The organism is Pedobacter polysacchareus (assembly GCF_019802255.1).
Taxonomy (GTDB): Bacteria; Bacteroidota; Bacteroidia; order Sphingobacteriales; family Sphingobacteriaceae; genus Pedobacter; species Pedobacter polysacchareus.
The window spans coordinates 455,431-475,018 of the sequence record NZ_JAHYSS010000004.1 but is presented as its reverse complement, the minus strand read 5'-3'; the positions used below and the strand labels follow the sequence as shown (position 1 = coordinate 475,018).

General features: G+C 39.1%; 24 protein-coding genes. 7 read left to right on the top strand and 17 right to left on the bottom strand.

The genetic code is table 11. The features are described from left to right. The first annotated feature begins 56 nt into the window (after positions 1 to 56). The 6 genes from K7X70_RS13310 to K7X70_RS13285 all read left to right on the top strand — a co-directional run bounded on the left by K7X70_RS13310 (position 57) and on the right by K7X70_RS13285 (position 7,051). Positions 57 to 1,598, top strand: a complete 1,542-nt coding sequence (locus K7X70_RS13310; protein WP_222537520.1) for an acyl-CoA carboxylase subunit beta — start codon at positions 57 to 59, stop codon at positions 1,596 to 1,598. Further along, positions 1,599 to 2,756 (top strand): MFS transporter, encoded by a 1,158-nt coding sequence (locus K7X70_RS13305; RefSeq protein WP_222537519.1) that lies wholly within the window; start codon positions 1,599 to 1,601, stop codon positions 2,754 to 2,756. It begins immediately after the preceding gene. Then, entirely contained in the window at positions 2,756 to 3,175 is a 420-nt protein-coding gene (locus tag K7X70_RS13300; protein WP_222537518.1) for a GNAT family N-acetyltransferase, read from the top strand. Before K7X70_RS13305 ends, K7X70_RS13300 begins: the two co-directional genes overlap by 1 nt. An 80-nt stretch (positions 3,176 to 3,255) precedes the next feature. Then, complete coding sequence (locus K7X70_RS13295; RefSeq protein WP_222537517.1) at positions 3,256 to 4,368, top strand: M42 family metallopeptidase; 1,113 nt, start codon at positions 3,256 to 3,258, stop codon at positions 4,366 to 4,368. Positions 4,369 to 4,499: 131 nt separating this feature from the next. Beyond that, positions 4,500 to 6,050 carry a helicase HerA-like domain-containing protein gene (locus K7X70_RS13290; RefSeq protein WP_222537516.1) on the top strand — a complete coding sequence of 517 codons (1,551 nt, stop codon included), beginning with the start codon at positions 4,500 to 4,502 and terminating at the stop codon, positions 6,048 to 6,050. Positions 6,051 to 6,151: 101 nt separating this feature from the next. Then, complete coding sequence (locus tag K7X70_RS13285) at positions 6,152 to 7,051, top strand: nucleotidyltransferase family protein (protein WP_062550414.1); 900 nt, start codon at positions 6,152 to 6,154, stop codon at positions 7,049 to 7,051. Between the two features lie 178 nt (positions 7,052 to 7,229). Here the strand turns inward: K7X70_RS13285 and dnaK are convergent, their stop codons facing one another. Together dnaK and K7X70_RS13275 are read right to left on the bottom strand one after the other, a co-directional pair. Further along, positions 7,230 to 9,143 carry a molecular chaperone DnaK gene (gene dnaK, locus K7X70_RS13280; RefSeq protein WP_222537515.1) on the bottom strand — a complete coding sequence of 638 codons (1,914 nt, stop codon included), beginning with the start codon at positions 9,141 to 9,143 and terminating at the stop codon, positions 7,230 to 7,232. A gap of 178 nt (positions 9,144 to 9,321) precedes the next feature. Beyond that, the gene (locus tag K7X70_RS13275; protein ID WP_222537514.1) at positions 9,322 to 10,533 is read right to left on the bottom strand and encodes a class I SAM-dependent methyltransferase; all 1,212 of its coding nucleotides are present in this window, start codon (positions 10,531 to 10,533) and stop codon (positions 9,322 to 9,324) included. Positions 10,534 to 10,590: 57 nt separating this feature from the next. Between K7X70_RS13275 and K7X70_RS13270 the strand changes: the two genes are divergently transcribed. Beyond that, entirely contained in the window at positions 10,591 to 11,088 is a 498-nt protein-coding gene (locus K7X70_RS13270) for a 2'-5' RNA ligase family protein (protein WP_222537513.1), read from the top strand. 116 nt (positions 11,089 to 11,204) lie between these two features. Here the strand turns inward: K7X70_RS13270 and rplQ are convergent, their stop codons facing one another. From rplQ to rpsH, 15 genes are all read right to left on the bottom strand, one after another. Further along, positions 11,205 to 11,714, bottom strand: a complete 510-nt coding sequence (gene rplQ / locus K7X70_RS13265; RefSeq protein ID WP_062550418.1) for a 50S ribosomal protein L17 — start codon at positions 11,712 to 11,714, stop codon at positions 11,205 to 11,207. A 91-nt stretch (positions 11,715 to 11,805) separates the two neighbouring features. Then, positions 11,806 to 12,798, bottom strand: coding sequence for a DNA-directed RNA polymerase subunit alpha (locus K7X70_RS13260; RefSeq protein WP_062550419.1), 993 nt, complete (start codon positions 12,796 to 12,798; stop codon positions 11,806 to 11,808). A gap of 78 nt (positions 12,799 to 12,876) precedes the next feature. Then, on the bottom strand, positions 12,877 to 13,485 hold the full coding sequence (gene rpsD / locus K7X70_RS13255; RefSeq protein WP_062550420.1) for a 30S ribosomal protein S4: 609 nt from the start codon (positions 13,483 to 13,485) through the stop codon (positions 12,877 to 12,879). A gap of 62 nt (positions 13,486 to 13,547) precedes the next feature. After that, entirely contained in the window at positions 13,548 to 13,937 is a 390-nt protein-coding gene (gene rpsK / locus K7X70_RS13250; RefSeq protein ID WP_041878538.1) for a 30S ribosomal protein S11, read from the bottom strand. Between the two features lie 21 nt (positions 13,938 to 13,958). Next, entirely contained in the window at positions 13,959 to 14,336 is a 378-nt protein-coding gene (gene rpsM, locus K7X70_RS13245; protein WP_062550421.1) for a 30S ribosomal protein S13, read from the bottom strand. An 81-nt stretch (positions 14,337 to 14,417) separates the two neighbouring features. Further along, the gene (gene rpmJ, locus K7X70_RS13240; protein WP_073232286.1) at positions 14,418 to 14,534 is read right to left on the bottom strand and encodes a 50S ribosomal protein L36; all 117 of its coding nucleotides are present in this window, start codon (positions 14,532 to 14,534) and stop codon (positions 14,418 to 14,420) included. Between the two features lies 1 nt (position 14,535). Next, the gene (gene infA, locus K7X70_RS13235; protein WP_008244555.1) at positions 14,536 to 14,754 is read right to left on the bottom strand and encodes a translation initiation factor IF-1; all 219 of its coding nucleotides are present in this window, start codon (positions 14,752 to 14,754) and stop codon (positions 14,536 to 14,538) included. Positions 14,755 to 14,825: 71 nt separating this feature from the next. Further along, positions 14,826 to 15,611: a type I methionyl aminopeptidase gene (map, locus tag K7X70_RS13230; RefSeq protein ID WP_222537512.1), complete on the bottom strand. Its 786-nt coding sequence runs from the start codon at positions 15,609 to 15,611 to the stop codon at positions 14,826 to 14,828. An 8-nt stretch (positions 15,612 to 15,619) separates the two neighbouring features. Continuing rightward, a complete protein-coding gene (gene secY / locus K7X70_RS13225; RefSeq protein ID WP_062550423.1) occupies positions 15,620 to 16,957 on the bottom strand; it encodes a preprotein translocase subunit SecY in 1,338 nt (445 codons plus the stop codon). A gap of 13 nt (positions 16,958 to 16,970) precedes the next feature. Then, entirely contained in the window at positions 16,971 to 17,417 is a 447-nt protein-coding gene (gene rplO, locus K7X70_RS13220) for a 50S ribosomal protein L15 (RefSeq protein WP_062551181.1), read from the bottom strand. Between the two features lie 109 nt (positions 17,418 to 17,526). Continuing rightward, positions 17,527 to 17,706: a 50S ribosomal protein L30 gene (gene rpmD, locus K7X70_RS13215; RefSeq protein ID WP_062550424.1), complete on the bottom strand. Its 180-nt coding sequence runs from the start codon at positions 17,704 to 17,706 to the stop codon at positions 17,527 to 17,529. Between the two features lie 4 nt (positions 17,707 to 17,710). After that, entirely contained in the window at positions 17,711 to 18,229 is a 519-nt protein-coding gene (gene rpsE / locus K7X70_RS13210) for a 30S ribosomal protein S5 (RefSeq protein WP_062550425.1), read from the bottom strand. Between the two features lie 17 nt (positions 18,230 to 18,246). Next, entirely contained in the window at positions 18,247 to 18,600 is a 354-nt protein-coding gene (rplR, locus tag K7X70_RS13205) for a 50S ribosomal protein L18 (RefSeq protein WP_222537511.1), read from the bottom strand. A 5-nt stretch (positions 18,601 to 18,605) separates the two neighbouring features. After that, a complete protein-coding gene (gene rplF, locus K7X70_RS13200; protein ID WP_062550427.1) occupies positions 18,606 to 19,163 on the bottom strand; it encodes a 50S ribosomal protein L6 in 558 nt (185 codons plus the stop codon). 18 nt (positions 19,164 to 19,181) lie between these two features. Beyond that, complete coding sequence (gene rpsH / locus K7X70_RS13195; RefSeq protein ID WP_062550428.1) at positions 19,182 to 19,580, bottom strand: 30S ribosomal protein S8; 399 nt, start codon at positions 19,578 to 19,580, stop codon at positions 19,182 to 19,184. Positions 19,581 to 19,588: the final 8 nt, after the last annotated feature.

Here is a 19,588-nt window from a genome sequence, read left to right as displayed (position 1 = left end):
GGTTTAGGGACAAATCAAAAAGATATCAACCATAAGAAAAACCAAAAAATATTCTAATGAAAACCAAAATTGAGTTACTTCAGGATAAAGTTAAACAAGCCCATACCGGCGGTGGAGCAGCAAGAATTGAAAGCCAGCATAAAAAAGGGAAACTGACTGCAAGAGAAAGAATTCATTTCTTAATGGACGAAAACTCTTTTGAAGAAATTGGCATGATGGTCACCCATAGAAGTACCGATTTTGGTATGGAAAAGGAAATATATCTTGGCGATGGTGTGGTGACAGGATATGGAAATATCAACGGCCGATTGGTCTATGTATTTTCACAGGACTTCACCGTTTTTGGCGGTTCACTTTCTGAGACTCATGCCGAAAAGATCTGTAAAATTATGGACATGGCCATGAAAAATGGTGCTCCGGTTATCGGTTTAAACGATAGCGGTGGTGCACGTATTCAGGAAGGTGTGGTTTCCTTGGGTGGTTATGCCGATATCTTTTACAGGAATGTACAGGCATCGGGAGTGATCCCACAGTTATCTGCAATTATGGGCCCATGTGCTGGTGGGGCAGTCTACTCTCCTGCCATCACCGACTTTATTCTAATGGTTGAAAACACTTCTTACATGTTTGTGACCGGCCCTAACGTGGTAAAAACAGTAACACATGAGGTGGTAACTTCCGAAGAATTAGGCGGTGCATCTACGCATGCTACAAAATCTGGTATCACACATTTTGCCTGTTCAAATGAACTGGATGCCATCAACCATGTGAAAAGGTTACTGAGCTATATGCCTCAGAATTGTGAAGAAACACCTGCTGCACTTCCTTATGAAGCAGCGAATGAGGAACGCATTGCTTTAAATAGTCTGATGCCTGTCAATGCAAATCAACCCTACGATGTCAGAACTGTGATTGATGAAGTGGCAGATGCAGGTAGCTTTTTAGAAGTACACAGAGAATATGCAGAAAATATAGTGGTCGGCTTTGCACGTCTGGCAGGAAGAAGCATCGGCATTGTAGCCAATCAACCAGCCTATCTTGCCGGCGTATTAGACAACCATGCTTCCACGAAAGCAGCCCGTTTTGTTCGCTTTTGCGACTGCTTCAATATTCCATTACTGGTATTTGAAGATGTTCCAGGCTTCCTTCCTGGTACGGATCAAGAATGGAATGGCATCATCAATAACGGTGCAAAATTATTATATGCCTTTAGTGAGGCCACAGTTCCCCGTATTACAGTGATCACCAGAAAAGCTTACGGTGGTGCCTATGATGTGATGAACTCCAAGCATATTGGTGCGGATATGAACTATGCCTGGCCAACGGCTGAAATCGCCGTAATGGGTGCTAAAGGAGCTGCAGAGATCATTTTCAAGAAAGAAATCTCTACTGCAGAAAACCCGGAAGAAAAATGGCTGGAAAAAGAAAAGCTCTATTCTGATACTTTTGCCAACCCTTATCGCGCTGCAGAACGTGGCTTTGTAGATGAAGTGATTGAGCCGGCGCTAACCAGAATAAAGCTCATCAAAGCATTTAAAATGTTAGAAAATAAAGTGGTCAATGCCCCACGTAGAAAACACGGAAATATCCCCCTATAAATGAAATTGAGTCGTACAGATGTGATGCTCATGGCCTTTTGTACCGGCCTGATTGTCGCGAACATCTATTATTGTCAGCCATTAGTGATCCTGGTGGCGCAGGAATTTAAAGTAACGGAAAGTCATGCCGGTATGATCACTTACCTGACGCAGGCTGGCTATGCCCTGGGTTTATTTTTGGTGGTGCCACTTGGCGATATGTTTGAACGCCGAAAACAAATCTTAATCATCACCGGACTGGCAGTGGCTTCCTTACTCCTTGCCGCTATGTCCCACAGCTTTTTGCTCCTGCAAATTGCCAGTGTGCTGATTGGTGCAAGTTCTGTTGTTCCCCAATTGATCTTACCTATGGCAGCCAATTTAAGCTCCAACGAAAAACGCGGGGAAACGATTGGCATTATTACCAGCGGCTTGCTCATCGGAATTCTGGCTTCCAGGTCCATCAGCGGTAGTGTGGGCTTTTTATGGGGGTGGAGAACTATGTATTTTATCGCCGCCGGCATCTGTGCCTTATTGATGGTGCTGATGGCGAAACGTTTTCCTTTAAGTCTGCCTTCTTTTAAAGGAACTTACCGGGAATTGATGGCTTCCATGTGGCATTATGTGAAAACAGAGCCCGTTTTAAGGGAAGCTTCTATGATCAATTTCCTGGCTTTCGGAGTGCTCAGTGCATTCTGGACTACGATGGTGCTTTTTCTAGCCAATCCTCCTTTCAACTTTCAAACTATGCAAATCGGCTTATTCGGCATAGCCGGAGCTGCTGGTGCACTCGCTGCCCCTTTAGTAGGTAAACTAAGCAGTGGCCACAATCCACGCAGAAACATATTCATCGGCCTGGTTTTACAACTCATCAGCATCGTTGCTTTTTACTTTACCGGCAACCATCTATACTTATTTATTACCGGGATTATTTTAATTGATATCGGCCAGCAAGCGATTCATGTGACCAATCAAACCCGGATTTATGCCTTGATTCCAGAAGCGCGCAACCGCCTCAATACCGTATTCATGTCGGTTAGTTTTGTTGGTGCTGCTGTCGGTTCTGCAATTGGATTATGGCTATGGGACCAAGGGCAATGGCCTCTATTCTGCTTTGGAACCACGGCAATCATCCTGCTCAATATTTGCATCTATAAGTTCAACAAGGTTAGAAGCTGATGGAAAATACGCATATAGAACAAATCAGACCGGATCTTACCTGGCGCATCAGACATACTGCAATGCATCCAGACCAGCCTTACGACACCATAAAACTGGAAAATGACCGGGATGGCCTACATTTCGGTTTATTTGCTGGCGATCAGCTCGTGTCTGTGGTTTCTCTCTTTCATGAAGGCACAGTTTATCAGTTCAGAAAGTTTGCCACTGTTCCCGAATATCAGGGAAAAGGTTATGGCAGTTTTTTACTCCAGCACCTGATCGATTATGTGCGCCCTTTGGGAGCGACAATGCTATGGTGTAATGCCAGGACTACAGCTGTGCCATTTTACTCGAAATTTGGCTTTTTGGAAACCGATGAACGCTTCGCCAAACAGGGCTTAGAATTTGTCATCATGCAGTTACAACTCAACAATTAACTTGTTGCTTCCGCCCTAGTTTATATATTTGTTCGGGTAAAGCACAATACAGCTTATTATACGTTTTAAAGAAACATCAAATGGCAAAAAAGAAAGACGATAAACAGAAACACGTTTCTGTAGTTACTAAAAAGTCACTCCAATTTTTTGAAGAATATATCAATAATCCATCGCCAACTGGCTTTGAATATCCTGGTCAGAAGTTATGGTTGGACTACCTGAAACCTTATATCGATGAAAGTTTCATCGACAATTATGGAACAGCTGTAGGTGTAATCAACCCTAAAGCAGAATATAGAGTAGTAATTGAAGCGCATGCTGATGAGATTTCCTGGTTTGTAAATTACATTACTGCAGAAGGATTGATCTATGTGATTCGCAATGGTGGTTCTGATCACCAGATCGCTCCCTCAAAAAGAGTGAACATCCATACCGATAAAGGAATGGTGAAAGCAGTATTCGGATGGCCAGCAATTCATACCAGAAGCGGCGAAAAAGAAGAAGCTCCAGCATTGAAAAACATCTTTCTGGACTGTGGCTGTACTTCTAAAGATGAAGTAGAAGCTTTAGGTATCCATGTGGGTTGTGTGATCACTTACGAAGACGAATTTATGGTATTGAACGACCGTTATTACGTTGGTAGAGCACTTGACAACAGAGCTGGTGGTTTCATGATTGCCGAAGTTGCCCGTCTGTTAAAAGAAAATAAACAAAAACTTCCTTTCGCGTTATACATCGTAAACTCGGTTCAGGAAGAGATCGGCTTACGCGGTGCTGAAATGATCGCTCACCGAATTAAACCTCATGTAGCCATCGTTACAGACGTTACACATGACACCAGCACACCGATGATCAATAAAATTACACAGGGTGATTTAGCTTGTGGTAAAGGACCAGTAGTTTCTTATGCACCAGCAGTACAAACCAACCTGAACAAATTACTGATTAAAACAGCAGAAAAGAATGACATCCCATTCCAACGTCAGGCTTCTTCGAGGTCTACAGGTACCGATACGGATGCATTTGCCTATTCTAATGGCGGTGTTCCTTCTGCTTTAATCTCCCTGCCATTGCGCTACATGCACACTACGGTAGAGATGATCCATAAAGAAGATGTCGACAATGTGATCAGCTTGATTTACCACTCTTTATTGAACATCGAGAAAGACCAGGATTTCAGGTATACAAAATAATTTCAGCGTCAACATGTACGCCAATAGGAAGGGTATCTGCTAAAACAGATACCCTTTTCTTTTGCTTTTAATTTCCTATTTTTAGAAAAGTATCTGAGCCTATCCAGCTCATAAACCTATAAATTTTCCTTATGAGTGATCAAACCCAAAGCTTTATAGAAAAAGTGAAAGCAGCATACCCAACTAAAGGTGCCTATATTTATCTGGGTGCCGGAATACTGGATGGAGCAGTGCTGGCAGATGCCGAAGTAAACCTGTATTTACACATGATGAACCGTCATGGACTCGTGGCAGGTGCTACCGGAACCGGAAAAACCAGAACCCTGCAATTACTGGCAGAACAGCTTTCAGACGCCGGGGTTCCCGTGTTTATGCTGGATGTTAAAGGCGACCTTTCCGGCTTATACCAGGCGGGAGAAAGCAATGCTAAAATTGAAGAAAGGGCAAAAATGCTGAATAAACCTTTCCTGCCAACTGGCTACCCTATAGAACCTTATTCGCTTTCCGGGAAATTAGGTGCACAAATGCGGGCAACCATCCTGGAGTTCGGTCCTACCCTGCTCGCTAAAATCTTAGATCTCAACGATACGCAAACCGGAGTATTGTCTGTGATTTTCAAATATGCAGATGATAATAAACTTCCCCTCATCGATCTGAATGACCTGAAAAAACTAATTTCCTACCTCTCTGATGGTCCAGGAAAAGAGGAAATAAAAGCAGATTATGGCAGTATTTCTTCTTCTACTTCAGGAACTATTCTAAGAAAAATCGTCACTATAGAACAGCAGGGGCTGAGTCCTATGTTTGGGGAACCTTCTTTTGAAATTGAAGATTTAATGCTCAGAACTGATGGAAAAGGGATAATTTCTCTTTTGAACATATCAGATGTACAAAATCAGCCGAAGCTATATTCTACATTCTTACTCAGTTTACTGGCCGAACTTTTTTATAACCTGCCGGAAGTAGGCGATCTGGATAAACCAAAACTGGTTTTCTTTATAGATGAGGCACACTTACTGTTTAAAGACTCCTCAAAAGCATTCCTGGAACAGATTGAAACTGTCATCAGGTTGATTAGATCTAAAGGCGTAGGTGTCTTCTTTTGCACGCAATCGCCCACAGACATCCCCGAAAGCGTACTTTCCCAATTAGGAAACCGAATTCAGCATGCCTTAAGGGTATTTACTCCAAATGATGCCGATGCCTTAAAGAAAACAGTGAACACCTACCCTACGTCCAACTTTTACAAAATTGATAAGGTATTGACTTCTCTGGGAACAGGCCAGGCGCTGATCACGGTCTTAAATGAAAAAGGAATTCCTACAGAAGTTACTGCTACCATGCTCACTCCTCCTAAAGCATTAATGGGCCCTTTAAGTACACCAGAGTATGATAAATTAGTGCAATCCAGCCCAATGAACAAAAAGTATGGAACCACGATTGATCCGGAAAGTGCCTATGAAATACTAACCAAACGACTGAATGATCAGCTCAATGGGGAAAGCACTGGAACTGAACCTACTACTCCCCAAAGTAAGAAACAAGAAAAGAGTATCATGGAACAAGTGATGGGAGCTACCATCACCCGACAGATTGGCAAGGAAATTGTACGGGGCCTGTTCGGAATGTTAACCGGCAAGAAAACCCGAAATACTGGCGGAAAAGGAATATTTGGGTTTTAAATCTGTAGTATTCTACCTATAATTCGGGATATTGCTGTTTAAATTGCAAAAAACACCCATTATTTTACCTTGAATTTAAACATATTAATTATTTTAGTCCCATGAAACCAACCTTATTAATCTTAGCAGCTGGGATGGCAAGTCGCTACGGCAGCATGAAACAAATTGACGGGTTCGGCCCGAACAACGAAACTATTATTGATTATTCTATTTATGATGCCATTAAAGCCGGATTCGGTAAGGTTGTATTTATTATTAAAGAAGAGTTTCTAAAGGATTTCAAAGAAATTTTCGAAGCAAAGTTAAACGGTAAAATCGAGACCGACTACGTTTTCCAAAACTTCGACATTAAACAATTCGGTGTAGATATCGATATTGAGAGATCAAAACCTTGGGGAACTGCACATGCAATTCTTTCAGGCAGAACAGCGATCAATGAGCCTTTCTGCGTGATCAATGCGGATGATTTCTACGGCTTAGATGCTTACCAGAAAATGGTTAAGTTTTTAACTACAGAAGTGAGCGACAGCAACTACTCTATGATCGGGTACGAAATCGGTAAAACATTATCTGAATACGGATCTGTTTCCAGAGGTGTTTGTCAGGTGGATGAAAATGGCGTCCTATTAGAAGTAGTAGAACGTACAAAGGTATTAAAGAACGGTGACGCGATTGTTTTCGAAGAAGGCGACACTCAGTATCCATTAACACCAGATACACGCGTATCGATGAACTTCTGGGGCTTTACACCTGCTGTATTCCAAATCACAGAACAACTATTCAGAGATTTCGCTGTACAAAATAAAGAGAACCCTAAATCAGAGTTTTTCATTCCATTGGTCGCTGAATACCTGGTAAAATCCAGAATTGCCGATTTCCAGGTAATTCCTACAGATAGCCAATGGTTCGGTGTAACTTATAAAGAAGATAAACCTATCGTTCAAGCCAGCATTGATCAATTGATCAAAGATGGTGCTTATCCAGAAAATCTTTGGAAATAAGTTAACTGAATAATATAAACAAGAAAGGGATTCACAATATGAATCCCTTTCTTGTTTATAAGCGATTTTAAAGCCCCGCAGGCTTTCTAACAGCCTTGATTAAGCCAAGACCCTGCTGCATAAAAAAAGGTGCTCTGAATGAACAGAACACCTTTTTTATTTTTAAATGAGCTTAAGCTTATTTTTTATCGTCTTTTACTTCTTCGAAGTCTACATCGGTAACGTCGTCACCACCTGCAGGCTGAGCATCTTGAGAAGCACCAGCATTACCTTCTGGTTGTGCACCATCTTGTCCTGCTTTGTACATTTCTTCAGAAGCTTCATTCCATGCATTCTGTAATTCAGCTTGAGCTGCATCGATATCAGCGAAATTTCTTGATGCATGCGCATCTTTCAATTTTTGCAGACCTGCTTCGATTGGCGCTTTTTTATCAGCTGAAATTTTATCACCGAATTCTTTTAATTGTTTCTCAGTTGAGAAAATTAAAGCATCAGCACCGTTGATTTTTTCCGCTTCTTCTTTAGCGATTCTATCAGCATCTGCATTTTGTTCTGCTTCTTCTTTCATCCTTTTGATTTCTTCATCAGTTAAACCTGAAGAAGCTTCAATACGGATTTTTTGCTCTTTACCAGTAGCTTTATCTTTTGCACTTACGTGTAAGATACCGTTTGCATCAATATCAAATGCTACTTCTACCTGAGGAACTCCGCGTGGAGCTGGTGGAATACCATCTAAAATGAAACGACCAATCGTACGGTTTTGAGCAGCCATTGGACGCTCTCCTTGTAAGATATGGATCTCTACTGAAGGCTGGTTGTCAGCTGCTGTAGAGAAAGTCTCTGCTTTTTTAGAAGGAATAGTAGTATTGGCTTCAATTAATTTAGTCATTACACCACCCATAGTCTCAATACCTAATGAAAGAGGAGTAACATCTAATAACAATACATCTTTAACTTCACCTGTTAATACACCACCTTGGATTGCAGCACCAATTGCTACTACCTCATCTGGGTTAACACCTTTCGAAGGCTCTTTACCGAAGAAAGCTTTAACTGCTTCCTGGATAGCAGGCATACGAGTTGAACCACCAACTAAGATAATCTCATCGATATCGCTAGTTTTCAAACCTGCATTTTTCAATGCTGATTTACATGGGTCAATAGTACGTTTGATTAGATCAGCAGCCAATTGCTCAAATTTAGCACGGCTTAAGTTTCTAACTAAGTGTTTAGGACCAGTTGCATCAGCAGTGATGTAAGGCAAGTTAATCTCAGTAGAAGTAGTGCTTGAAAGCTCAATTTTAGCTTTCTCAGCTGCTTCTTTCAAACGTTGTAAAGCCATTGGATCTTGATTCAAGTCCATGCTATACTCGTTTTTGAATTCAGCTGCTAACCAGTCGATGATCACGTGATCAAAGTCATCACCACCTAAGTGAGTATCACCGTCAGTTGATTTTACTTCAAATACACCATCACCTAATTCCAATACTGAAACGTCATGAGTACCACCACCACAGTCAAACACAACGATTTTCATGTCTCTTTGTGCTTTATCCAAACCGTAAGCTAATGCAGCTGCAGTTGGCTCATTGATGATACGTTTCACTGTTAAACCAGCGATTTCACCAGCTTCTTTAGTAGCTTGACGTTGAGCATCATTGAAATAAGCAGGAACAGTAATAACTGCTTCAGTTACCTCATGACCCAAAAAGTCTTCAGCTGTTTTTTTCATTTTCTGCAAAATCATTGCAGAAATTTCTTGTGGAGTGTATTTACGGTCGTCAATTTCTACACGTGGTGTATTATTGTCACCCTTAACTACTTTATAAGGTACACGACCAACTTCTTTAGAAACCTCAGCAAAGCTGCTGCCCATGAAGCGTTTGATCGAATAAATTGTTTTTGTTGGGTTTGTAATTGCCTGGCGTTTTGCCGGCTCACCTACCTTGCGCTCACCATTCTCTGCAAAAGCAACAATGGATGGCGTAGTACGCTTACCCTCACTGTTGGCTATAACTACAGGTTCGTTACCTTCCATTACGGATACGCAAGAGTTTGTTGTTCCTAAGTCTATACCAATAATTTTTGACATGCTATTTATCTCTGTTTATGTTTATGAATCTTATTATTTATTTCTATTATTTCTTGTTTAACAAGCAATGTGCCAATTGAGTTTTGGCAGAAAATTATGTTATTTTAGCGGAAGAAAGTAATCTTCTGTCCGAATCTTGTTACAAAAATGTGACAGGATGACAGAATTGTAATACCTTCTATTGATCCAGCTTCAACAAACGCTCTAAATGATGGTAACCAATTCCAAAATAGGCCTTTGTCTCCGCTAACTTTTGTTTAATCTCTGTTTGTTTCACTTCAAGAGCCTTGCCAGAAAGCTTACTAGTCTTCACTCCTACTACCAATACATTCTTAGGTGTGTGCGCATCTGAGATAAATTCAAACACTTTAGTCTTATAGCCATAGTATTCTAAAATCAAGGCACGCATCGCATCAGTTACCATTTCTGCCTGGCGCTCCATGAATATACCATACTTGGTCAATACGGAAACTTCATTCTTCACCTTAGCCTTATCCATCTCACGTCTGATCTGTTTATGGCAGCAAGGGGCCACCACAATTAAACTGGCATTGGCTTTTATACCTTTGAAAATAGCATCATCAGTTGCCGTATCACAAGCATGCAAGGCGATCAATAAATCGATAGCTTCCACCTGATATTCCTGAATCGTACCCGGTAGAAAATCCAGTCCATCAAAACCGGAACTTTTGGCAATGCCATTACATAGTGTCACCAGATCATCCCGGAACTCTACGCCGGTTACTTTTGTATCCAGTTTCAATACCTGATGCAGGTAATCATATAAAGCAAAAGTCAGATATCCTTTTCCAGAGCCCATATCCACAACCTTCTTAATGCTGTTTTCCGGCAACTCTTTAATAAGGGAACTTAAGATCTCTACATACTGATTGATCTGTTTGTACTTATCTTGTGCGTTTTTGAAAACATTACCTTCCGCATCAGTAATTTTCAGCTCTTGTAAATAAGGTTTTCCAGCAGGCTGAATCAAACGTTTCTTTTCTTTATTATGTGCTGCAGAAGGTGCTGTTTTACCATCACCGTTCAATAGCCTTTCACGAATCGAGATCACATGATTCTTCGCATGCTCTAAAATCACTTCCTTTTCAGTAGTGAACAAAGTACAAGCTTTAAAATCATTACTGATAAAATGACCCACCATGGTGATACCTTCAGTAATAGAAAAGTTCTTTACAATATCTCGGGTTTTGTTGCGATAGGTAAAAGAAAGCATATCTGCTCTTTTGATCTTCACCTTGCGGACATAAACGTTTTTTAATTCTTTATCATTTCCCTGATAATTACCCAGGGAAACTTTTAGAAAAGTATTCGAAGAAATACTTTCAGCGAGTTGTTCTTGAAAACGCTGTAACTGGAGTTGATTTGACATGAAATTGGATTACGATGCAAAGATACCCTTTTGAAAAAGGAATAGTAAATTAGCTTTATGAAACAGCGTTATTTAATTGCCATTCTTCCGCCAACGGCGCTGACTGAGGAAATCAATCAAATCAGAAGAGCGTGTTCTCAGAAGTTCAAAGTCTATAAAGCGTTAAGACCTCCAGTCCACATTACCCTTCAATTTATCAGAAGCTTGGACGAAAGTTATGAAGAGAAATTAATTAATAGCCTTTCCGAAGCTAGAAATTTCAAACCATTCGTTCAACAATTAGATAATTTTTCTGGTTTTCAGAATGCGAAGGCAGTTTATATTTCAGGAACAAAAACCAAAGAGATTGAAAATTTACACAAACAAATAAAAGCATGTACAAAAGCATTTAGTAAGGATATATTTGGGAGCTTAACCCCACACCTGACTATTGCTTACAGAGATGTAAGTTCTGTTCTTTATGAAGAGATATTAGCCTATTATAAAAATGAAAGCTTTCATGCACAATTTGTAGTCAATCATTTCAGTTTGTTGAAGCACGACGGCAGTCGCTAGAATATCTTAAAGCATTATGAAAGTCAACCAAGATCCGGACAATTAGAAATGCCTATTTAAAGAAAAAACCCCATCCAAAACGGACAGGGTTTTCCTTATAATGATGAGGGAATAAATTATTCGCCTTTATCTTCTGTTTTAGTTTCAACTGGAGCTTCTTCAGTAACTGGAGCAGCTGCAACTGTAGTATCATCAGCTTTCTTAGCTTTAGTTCTACCACGACGTGTAGTTTTCTTCTCAGCAGATTCCACTTCTTTACCGTAAACTTCATTGTAATCAACCAATTCGATTAAAGCCATCTCAGCGTTATCACCTAGACGGTTGTTTAATTTAATGATCCTTGTGTAACCACCTGGACGATTTGCAATTTTAGCTGCAACATCACGGAACAATTCAGTAACGATTTCTTTATCTTGTAAATAACTGAAAACAATACGACGTGAGTGCGTAGTATCAGTTTTAGATTTAGTCAAAAGAGGCTCAACATACATACGCAAAGCTTTTGCTTTAGCTAAAGTAGTTTGAATTCTTTTATGCTTAATTAACGATGAAGCCATGTTAGCCAACATCGCTTTACGATGTGAATCTGTTCTTCCTAAGTGGTTATTTTTTTTACCGTGTCTCATTTTGATTTTATTCAGTGTATACCGTCTCTTTGATGTTTATCTGAGGGAATTATACACGATTAACAATATTGTTATTTAAGGGTAGTATTGATTACTCTTCGTCAAGTTTGAATTTCGATAAGTTCATACCGAAAGATAAGCTTTTTGATTTCACCAATTCCTGAATCTCAGTTAGTGATTTTTTACCGAAGTTTCTGAATTTTAACATGTCAGCAACATCATAAGAAACCAGGTCAGCTAAAGTACGGATGTCAGCTGCTTTAAGGCAGTTTAATGCACGTACAGAAAGATCTAAATCAACCAATTCAGTTTTAAGGATTTTACGCATATGTAAAATTTCCTCATCTACTTCTTTAGTTTCTTCTTTAGCTTGAGATTCTAATACTAAATTCTCATCAGAGAACAACATAAAGTGCTGGATTAAAATTTTCGCAGCTTCTTTTAGTGCTTCTTCAGGATGGATAGATCCATCTGTAGAGATATCTAATATTAATTTTTCATAATCTGTTTTTTGTTCAACACGATAATTTTCAATCGAGTATTTTACATTTTTCATTGGGGTAAAAATCGAATCGATTGCGATTACACCAACTACAGCATCATTGATTTTATTTTCTTCAGCTGGAACATAACCGCGCCCTTTATTGATAGTTAATTCTACCTCTAAAGTCACTGTTTTTTCCATGTTACAAATAACGAAATCAGGGTTAAGAACCTCGAAGTTGTTAGAGAATTTTGTAATATCTCCAGCGGTAAACTGATCTTGCCCGTTTACTAAAATGAAAACTTTTTCAGAATCACCAGAATCACCAACTTTCTTAAAACGTACTTGTTTCAAGTTAAGGATGATTTCCGTCAAATCTTCTACAACACCTTTCATTGTAGAAAACTCGTGAGATACGCCAGAAAAACGAATACTTGTAATGGCATAACCTTCTAAAGAAGAAAGTAAAATTCTTCTTAGGGCGTTACCAATTGTTACACCGAAACCGGGCTCTAAAGGACGAAATTCAAATATACCATCGAAATCTGTTGATTTCTGCATGATTACCTTATCGGGTTTCTGAAATGCTAAAATTGCCATTTATAATGTTTTTAGATCGTTATTAAAATTATGTAATGAAATAAAGTGAATTGCCCAGAAGGCAATTCACTAAATATATTACTTAGAGTATAACTCTATTATAAGGTTCTCTTTGATATTTTCTGGGATCTCATCACGGTTAGGATAAGTTAAGAACTTACCTGACAATTCACTTGCATTCCAGTCTAACCAATTGAATTTATTGATTACTCTGCCTGCTACTGAATTAGTAATCGCTTCTAAAGTCTTTGACTTTTCGCGAACTGCAACAACATCACCAGCTTTTAATTGATATGAAGGAATATTTACTACTTCACCGTTAACTGTTACGTGTTTATGGCTAACTAACTGACGGGCAGCTGAACGTGTTGTAGCAATACCTAATCTGTATACTGTGTTATCTAAACGAGCTTCTAATAATTGCAATAAGTTATCACCTGTAATACCTTCACGAGAAGATGCTTTGGTGAATAAGTTACGGAACTGACGTTCTAATACACCATAAGTATATTTAACTTTCTGTTTTTCCATTAACTGTACTGCGTACTCGGATTGTTTTCCTCTTCTTTTGGAAGCACCGTGCTGTCCAGGAGGATAATTTTTTCTATCTAATACCTTATCAGGGCCGAAAATTGGCTCTCTGAATTTACGGGCGATTTTGGACTTTGGTCCTGTATATCTTGCCATTGTTCTTTGTTTAAAGTATCGTGTAGCCTTAAGCTACAGACTCTTAGCTTTAAAATTAATTATTATACTCTTCTCTTTTTAGGAGGACGACATCCGTTGTGCGGAAGCGGAGTGATATCTTTGATAGAGGTTACTTCGATACCTGAGATCTGCAATGTTCTAATTGCTGACTCACGACCTGAACCTGGACCTTTAACAAAAACTTCTACTTTACGAAGACCTAAGTCAAATGCTACTTTACCGCAATCAGATGCTGCTTGACCTGCTGCATAAGGAGTGTTCTTTTTAGAACCCTTGAATCCCATTTTACCTGCAGAAGACCATGAAATAGTTTGACCGTTGTTATTTGTTAAAGTAACAATGATATTGTTAAAAGTAGCATTGATGTGTGCCTGACCAACAGGCTCAATTACAACAATACGCTTTTTGGTAACTTTTTTACTCTTAGCCATAATTCTTATTCAGTACTAATTTTATTTAGTAGCTTTTTTCTTGTTAGCAACTGTTTTTCTCTTGCCTTTACGTGTACGAGAGTTGTTCTTAGTACGTTGTCCACGTACCGGCAAACCTTTTCTGTGACGTAATCCACGGTAACAACCGATATCCATTAAACGTTTAATGTTCAACTGAACTTCTGAACGTAAAGCACCTTCTACTTTTACGCCGTCGTTGATGATGGTACGGATAGCCGATAACTCATCGTCAGACCAATCCTGTACTTTCTTGTTAAAATCGATACCTGCTTCCGTTAAAATACGTTGAGCAGTTGATCTACCTACTCCGAAGATGTATGTTAGACCAATTTCGCCTCTTTTGTTTCTTGGTAAATCAATACCTGATATCCTTGCCATATTTGTACTAAATGTTTGATTAACTGAATGAACGAGATTGAGTATCCTGTACATTCAATCTTCATCACAATCAATAATTTCTTAACCTTGACGTTGCTTATATTTTGGATTTTTCTTGTTAATCACGAAAAGTTTACCTTTACGACGAATAATCTTGCAATCAGCGCTACGTTTTTTAATTGATGACCTAACTTTCATTTTATTTATATCTATAAGTAATCCTGCCTTTTGATAAATCGTAAGGCGACATCTCTAATTTGACTTTGTCTCCAGGTAAAATTTTGATGTAGTGCATCCTCATTTTACCCGAAATATGAGCTATTATCTCATGACCATTCTCTAGTTCCACTCGGAACATGGCATTGGATAGTGCTTCTCTTATTACACCGTCTTGTTCAATTGAGGCTTGTTTAGCCATATAATATTGATATTTACTTAATTAGCTGCTACTAAACAGGGTTGCAAAATTAAATAAAAAAATTTAATAAATTACTTTTTTTTATTTAAAACTTCTTCAATAACTGAAAAAGTCGATAAAACGTCTGCCTTACCCTTTTTAACTGCCACCGTATGCTCAAAATGAGCTGATGGCCTATTGTCCTTACTGGTTACTGTCCAGCCGTCTGACCAGAACTTAACACCCGCTGTACCTGCATTGATCATAGGCTCTATAGCGATCACCATTCCCTCTTCCAGTTTAATTCCAATCCCTCGTTTACCATAATTTGGTACCTCAGGTTTTTCATGCAATTGAACTCCAACTCCGTGACCTACTAATTCCTTCACTACACCAAATCCATTCGCCTCCGCATGCGCCTGTACAGCATAGCCTACGTCTCCGATCCTTGATCCTACGACAGCCTTCTCTATGGCAAGTCTTAAACATTCTTTAGTCACCTCTACTAACTTCTGCTTTTCTGCGTCTATTTCCCCGATGGAGAAAGTATAAGCGGAATCACCAAAGTATTTATTTAGAATGACCCCACAGTCGACAGAGATCAAGTCTCCCTCCTGTATCACATATTCACCTGGAAAGCCATGAACAACCTGCTCATTTGGCGAAATACATAGTGAATAGGGGAAGCCGTTATAGTTTAAAAAAGCTGGGATTGCTCCATGGTCTTTGATAAACGTTTCAGCCAGGTCATTCAATTTTTTTGTAGTGATGCCTGGACCAATCACCTTAGCCACTTCAGCTAAAGTTTTAGATACAAGTAAAGAACTCTCTCTTATTAACTCGATCTCCTCTGGAGATTTGTAATAGATCTTAGACATACTATATTTTAGATCACTGCGTTGCTACCTGTGGTTGCGGCAGGAATTCCTGTGCGACCGGTAACTCTACCTGTTTTCATTAAACCATCATAATGACGCATTAACAAATAACTTTCAATTTGTTGCAATGTATCCAATACCACACCTACCAGGATCAATAAAGAAGTTCCACCATAGAAATGGGCAAATTCTGACTTGATACCGAATTTAACGGCTACTGAAGGAAGTACAGCAATGATGGCTAGGAAAACTGCACCTGGAAAGGTGATCTTCGAAATTACATCATCTATGAAGCTTGAGGTAGCCAAACCTGGTTTGATACCAGGAATGAATCCACCGTTTTTCTTCATGTCGTCCGACATTTGAGTAGGGTTAACGGTAATTGCAGTATAAAAGAATGTGAATGCAATAATTAAAAATCCAAAAGTTAAGCTATACGCTAATGAAGTATAGTCACTGAACTGAATCAACCAGGTATTCTGTAAAGAAGGAAAGAACTGAGGAATGAATCCAGGGATAAACATCAATGCCTGAGCAAAGATGATCGGCATTACACCGGCAGCATTCACTTTTAAAGGAATGTACTGTCTTACCCCACCAAACTGTCTGTTACCAACAATCCTTTTTGCATATTGAACCGGCACTTTACGTACACCCTGAACAATCATGATGGTAAACATCACTACTGCAAATAAAGCCACAATCTCAAGAACAAGGGCAATTAAGCCGCCGTCCCCAACGAACCTAGAAGTAATCTCTTGGTATAAGGCGATTGGCAATCTGGCAATAATACCAACCATAATGATTAGTGAAATACCATTTCCAATACCTTTATCGGTGATTTTCTCACCCAACCACATCACAAACAATGTACCAGCTGCCAACACGAATGTTGCCATCACATAGAACAAAGCATGATCAATAACGATTGCTTCAACAGGAACTTGTGTTTTAACATAGCCAACAGCTTGAACAGCAGTAATGGCTACGGTTAGATAACGCGTAATCTGATTTAGTTTCTTCCTGCCACTTTCACCCTCCTTTTGCATTTTCTGGAATGAAGGAACAGCAATACCTAATAGCTGAACTACAATTGAGGCAGAAATATAAGGCATAACACCCAAGGCAAGGATAGATACCCGTGAAAACGAACCTCCGGCAAACATATCCAAGAGACCTAAAAGACCAGACTTTTCATTATTGCCTAAAAGAGTTGCGTCAACACCTGGTAGCACCACATGAGATACAAATCTATAAACCAAAAGAATCATGAGCGTAAATACAATACGCTCTTTCAATTCTTGAATTTTCCAAATATTACTTAAAGTAGTAAACAGCTTCTTCATTAATTACAATTAATTACAATTTTTCGATTGAGCCTCCAACAGCCTCAATAGCTTGTTGTGCGGTAGCAGAAAAAGCATGAGCTTTAACTTCTAACTTAGATTTAACTTCACCACGGCCTAGTACTTTTACCAGGTCATTTTTGTGAGCCAAACCATGGTCTTGCAATGTAGCAAAATCAATTGTAGTTAGATTAAATTTCTCAGCTAATGCTTGAATTACGTCTAAGTTTACACTTACGTACTCTACCCGGTTAATAGGTTTGAAACCAACCTTAGGTACGCGACGTTGCAATGGCATTTGACCACCTTCAAAACCGATTTTGGTTTTGTGACCAGAACGAGATCCAGCACCTTTGTGACCACGTGTCGATGTTCCGCCACGTCCAGAACCGGTACCACGACCAATTCTCTTAACATTCTTTGTAGAACCTTTTGCAGGTTTCAGATTACTTAAGTTCATTTTTTGAAACTTATGTTGCCCTTCGCTTTCACTAATCAGGGACAACGGTTAAACATATTTAAAGGTTGCAAATGTAATTATATAAACCACATTTACAACCTTTAAAAATTTATATACTCTCTATAGCAACTAAGTGATTCACTTTTCTCACCATTCCGATGATGGCAGCGTTAGCTTCCACTTCTACACTTTGGTTCATTTTAGTTAAACCTAATGCTTTCATCGTTCTTTTTTGGCGTTCGCTTCTATCGATAATGCTTTTTACCTGGGTTATTTTGATCTTAGCCATAATATTATCCGTTAAAAACTTTATTTAAATCAATACCACGTTGCTGAGCGATGGTATAAGCATCACGCATCTTAGTTAAAGCATCTACTGTTGCTTTTACCACGTTGTGAGGATTTGATGAACCTTTAGACTTTGCCAATACGTTGTGTACACCGGCACTCTCTAATACTGCACGCATTGCCCCACCAGCAATAACACCTGTACCTACTGCTGCTGGTTTGATTAATACAAAACCACCAGAGAATTTACCGATTTGCTCATGAGGAACAGTACCGTTTAATAGAGGAACTTTTACCAAGTTCTTTTTAGCATCATCGATACCTTTAGCAATCGCTTCAGTTACCTCTTTTGCTTTACCTAATCCGTAACCTACGATTCCGTTTTCATCTCCGACAACCACGATGGCTGAGAAGCTGAAAGTACGTCCACCTTTGGTTACTTTGGCAACACGTTGTATGCTAACTAAACGATCTTTTAATTCGATCTCGCTAGTCTTTACTCTTTTTATATTGATAGTTGACATTCTTACCTATTTTCAGATTAAAATACTAAACCAGCTTCGCGAGCACCTTCTGCCAACGATTTAACACGTCCATGGTACAAATAACCATTTCTGTCGAAAACTACTTCTTTAATCCCAGCTGCAATAGCTTTTTCAGCTACTAATTTACCAACAGCTACTGATTGTTCAGATTTGCTTCCAGTTCCAGAAAAGTCTTTTGATAAAGACGAAGCTGATACAATTGTATTACCGGTTACGTCGTTAATGATTTGAGCATAAATTCCTTTATTGCTTCTATATACCGATAGACGTGGACGGCTTTCAGAACCTGTTAATCTTTTTCTGATTCCCTTTTTTATACGATCTCTACGAGATAATTTTTTTCCTGCCATTTTGATTATTTTTTAGAAGCTGATTTACCTGCTTTTCTTCTTAACACTTCACCTACAAACTTGATACCTTTACCTTTATATGGCTCAGGAGTACGTAACGAGCGGATTTTTGCTGCTACTTGACCGATCAATTGTTTGTCAATACTTTCTAAAATGATTTTAGGAGTCTGACCTTTTTCTGAGGTAGTTGTTACTTTAATTTCTTCCGGCAATTGGAATACATAGTGGTGAGAATAACCCAGAACTAAATCTAAAGTGTTTCCTGTGTTTGTAGCACGGTAACCAACACCTACTAATTCCTGAGAAATTTTATATCCTTCTGTAACACCAACAACCATATTGTTTAGCAATGAACGGTATAAACCGTGTAACGCTTTGTGTCTTTTCTGCTCTGAGGGACGAGTTACAGTAACTACGCCATCTTCCTGACTTACAGTGATATCAGAATCAACTGCTTGAGTCAATTCTCCTTTTGGTCCTTTAACAGTTACTACGTTATCGTTAGATACAGTAATTGTTACACCTGAAGGTACATTAATTGGGGCTTTTCCTATTCTTGACATTTTGTTATCCTCCTTTAATTAATAAACGTGACACAAAACTTCGCCACCAATGTTCAGTTTGGCTGCTTCTTTATCTGTCATTACACCTTTAGATGTAGACAAGATGGCAATACCTAAACCGTTTAATACTCTTGGCATATTTTCTACGCCGGCATATTGCCTTAAACCTGGTTTGCTGATACGGGTTAATGTACGGATTGCAGGAATTTTAGTGATCGCATTGTATTTCAAAGCGATTTTAATTGTTCCTTGAACCGTAGTATCTTCAAACTTGTAGTTAGCAATGTAACCTTTGTCAAAAAGAACTTTAGTAATTTCTTTTTTAAGATTTGATGCAGGAATTTCTACAATTCTGTGATTTGCCTTGATGGCATTTCTTACTCTTGTAAGGTAATCTGCTATTGGATCTGTATTCATTTTTATTT

What these genes read in the sequence shown, in the direction of transcription:
- K7X70_RS13310 (WP_222537520.1), top strand. Translation starts at nt 57, where the DNA reads ATGAAAACCAAAATTGAGTTACTTCAGGATAAAGTTAAACAAGCCCAT.
- K7X70_RS13305 (WP_222537519.1), top strand. Translation starts at nt 1,599, where the DNA reads ATGAAATTGAGTCGTACAGATGTGATGCTCATGGCCTTTTGTACCGGC.
- K7X70_RS13300 (WP_222537518.1), top strand. Translation starts at nt 2,756, where the DNA reads ATGGAAAATACGCATATAGAACAAATCAGACCGGATCTTACCTGGCGC.
- K7X70_RS13295 (WP_222537517.1), top strand. Translation starts at nt 3,256, where the DNA reads ATGGCAAAAAAGAAAGACGATAAACAGAAACACGTTTCTGTAGTTACT.
- K7X70_RS13290 (WP_222537516.1), top strand. Translation starts at nt 4,500, where the DNA reads ATGAGTGATCAAACCCAAAGCTTTATAGAAAAAGTGAAAGCAGCATAC.
- K7X70_RS13285 (WP_062550414.1), top strand. Translation starts at nt 6,152, where the DNA reads ATGAAACCAACCTTATTAATCTTAGCAGCTGGGATGGCAAGTCGCTAC.
- dnaK (WP_222537515.1), bottom strand. Translation starts at nt 9,143, where the DNA reads ATGTCAAAAATTATTGGTATAGACTTAGGAACAACAAACTCTTGCGTA.
- K7X70_RS13275 (WP_222537514.1), bottom strand. Translation starts at nt 10,533, where the DNA reads ATGTCAAATCAACTCCAGTTACAGCGTTTTCAAGAACAACTCGCTGAA.
- K7X70_RS13270 (WP_222537513.1), top strand. Translation starts at nt 10,591, where the DNA reads ATGAAACAGCGTTATTTAATTGCCATTCTTCCGCCAACGGCGCTGACT.
- rplQ (WP_062550418.1), bottom strand. Translation starts at nt 11,714, where the DNA reads ATGAGACACGGTAAAAAAAATAACCACTTAGGAAGAACAGATTCACAT.
- K7X70_RS13260 (WP_062550419.1), bottom strand. Translation starts at nt 12,798, where the DNA reads ATGGCAATTTTAGCATTTCAGAAACCCGATAAGGTAATCATGCAGAAA.
- rpsD (WP_062550420.1), bottom strand. Translation starts at nt 13,485, where the DNA reads ATGGCAAGATATACAGGACCAAAGTCCAAAATCGCCCGTAAATTCAGA.
- rpsK (WP_041878538.1), bottom strand. Translation starts at nt 13,937, where the DNA reads ATGGCTAAGAGTAAAAAAGTTACCAAAAAGCGTATTGTTGTAATTGAG.
- rpsM (WP_062550421.1), bottom strand. Translation starts at nt 14,336, where the DNA reads ATGGCAAGGATATCAGGTATTGATTTACCAAGAAACAAAAGAGGCGAA.
- rpmJ (WP_073232286.1), bottom strand. Translation starts at nt 14,534, where the DNA reads ATGAAAGTTAGGTCATCAATTAAAAAACGTAGCGCTGATTGCAAGATT.
- infA (WP_008244555.1), bottom strand. Translation starts at nt 14,754, where the DNA reads ATGGCTAAACAAGCCTCAATTGAACAAGACGGTGTAATAAGAGAAGCA.
- map (WP_222537512.1), bottom strand. Translation starts at nt 15,611, where the DNA reads ATGTCTAAGATCTATTACAAATCTCCAGAGGAGATCGAGTTAATAAGA.
- secY (WP_062550423.1), bottom strand. Translation starts at nt 16,957, where the DNA reads ATGAAGAAGCTGTTTACTACTTTAAGTAATATTTGGAAAATTCAAGAA.
- rplO (WP_062551181.1), bottom strand. Translation starts at nt 17,417, where the DNA reads ATGAACTTAAGTAATCTGAAACCTGCAAAAGGTTCTACAAAGAATGTT.
- rpmD (WP_062550424.1), bottom strand. Translation starts at nt 17,706, where the DNA reads ATGGCTAAGATCAAAATAACCCAGGTAAAAAGCATTATCGATAGAAGC.
- rpsE (WP_062550425.1), bottom strand. Translation starts at nt 18,229, where the DNA reads ATGTCAACTATCAATATAAAAAGAGTAAAGACTAGCGAGATCGAATTA.
- rplR (WP_222537511.1), bottom strand. Translation starts at nt 18,600, where the DNA reads ATGGCAGGAAAAAAATTATCTCGTAGAGATCGTATAAAAAAGGGAATC.
- rplF (WP_062550427.1), bottom strand. Translation starts at nt 19,163, where the DNA reads ATGTCAAGAATAGGAAAAGCCCCAATTAATGTACCTTCAGGTGTAACA.
- rpsH (WP_062550428.1), bottom strand. Translation starts at nt 19,580, where the DNA reads ATGAATACAGATCCAATAGCAGATTACCTTACAAGAGTAAGAAATGCC.